This window comes from Pseudomonas floridensis (genome assembly GCF_002087235.1).
Classification (GTDB): Bacteria; Pseudomonadota; Gammaproteobacteria; order Pseudomonadales; family Pseudomonadaceae; genus Aquipseudomonas; species Aquipseudomonas floridensis.
Window position 1 is genome coordinate 1 of sequence record NZ_MUIO01000195.1, and the last position, 1013, is coordinate 1013.

Here is a 1013-nt window from a genome sequence, read left to right on the forward strand (position 1 = left end):
GCCAGGGCGTTGGCGCGGTGGTTGAGTTCGCCGTAGCTCAGGCTGCGTTCGCCGACCTGTGCCGCCATACGCTCTGGTTCGCTGATGGCAAGGGTTTCGATGGCCGCGTGCACCGTTTGCTCGCCAGCAACGTCCAGCGCGGTAGCGTTGAGCGTCTCCAACAGGTAATGCCGCTCCTGTTCGCCCACCAGCGCAATCCGGTCAAGTGGTGCGTGCGCACTGGACGTCAGCGTCTGAAGGGTCTGCACGAAGTAACCGAGATAGCGTTGCACGGTTGCCGCGTCGAACAATGCAGTGGCGTAGTCCAGCGTGCCGATCAATGTTTCGTCATGCTCGCTGAGATTCAGCGACAAGTCGAACTTGGAGACCTGGCTGACCTGCTCGACGGGAGCCACGACCAGCCCGTCCAGCGGCACGGCAAGGTGCGCACCCGGCATCCAGTTCAGGGTGGTCTGGAACAGCGGCGCGTGGGCCAGACTGCGGGTCGGGCGTACCACTTCCACCACCTGCTCGAATGGCAGGTCCTGATGATCCTGCGCTTCCAGCACCCGGGCCTTGACCTGAGCCAGCAGCGCTTCGCCGTTCGGACTGCCCGAGGTGTCGATACGGATGGCCAGCGTGTTGACGAACAGTCCGATCAGGTTTTCCAGCTCGCTGCGACCGCGACCCGCCACCGGGCTGCCAATCACCACGTCGTCCTGACCGGACAGCCGCGCAAGTGTAGCGGCCCAGGCGGTCATCAGTGTCATGTACAGCGTGACACCCTGCCGCTGAGCCAGTGTGCGCAGGCTTGTGGTCAGCTTTACATCCAGCTGCAAGGCCAGACTCGCACCGGCAAAGTCCTGCTGAGCCGGACGCGGACGGTCGGTCGGCAGCGTCAGCAGCGTCGGCGCGCCTTCCAGCACCTGACGCCAGTAAGCGGCTTGATGCTGCAGACGCTCGCCAGCGAGCCAGCGGCGCTGCCATACGGCATAGTCGGCGTACTGAATCGCCAGCGGCGGCAATGGATCAGG

The 1013-nt window shown here is 64.5% G+C and carries 1 protein-coding gene; it reads right to left on the reverse strand.

Translation table 11 applies throughout. From position 1 onward, the window contains the following. The coding region (locus tag BZK31_RS28160) for a condensation domain-containing protein (RefSeq protein WP_157900822.1) at nucleotides 1-1013 on the reverse strand (1013 nt) is incomplete at both ends.